At 61.3% G+C, this 243-nt stretch carries 1 protein-coding gene; it reads left to right on the forward strand.

Translation table 11 applies throughout. The features are described from left to right. A partial coding sequence (locus SB822_RS60055) for a response regulator (RefSeq protein WP_410859505.1) occupies window positions 1-243 on the forward strand: 243 nt, incomplete at both ends.

Consider the following 243-nt stretch of genomic DNA (forward strand, 5'->3'; position numbering starts at 1 on the left):
CCGAAGAGGGCGTCGAAGCGGCCGTCAGGCTGCTGCCCGACGCGGTTGTATGCGACCTCGAACTTCCCGCCATGGACGGCTTCTACCTGATCCAGCGTCTGCGTGATCACGAGATTCGCGGAGATCATGCGCCGTCGGTGGCGGTTGCCTTGACCGGCCATACGGATGACGCTTACCGTCTGCGAAGTATCGGCGAGGGTTTCCAGCATTTCATGACGAAACCTGCGTTGCCGGAAGATCTGG

Origin of the sequence: Paraburkholderia sp. SIMBA_054 (assembly GCF_046534875.1) — a bacterium.
Lineage (GTDB): Bacteria > Pseudomonadota > Gammaproteobacteria > Burkholderiales > Burkholderiaceae > Paraburkholderia > Paraburkholderia hospita.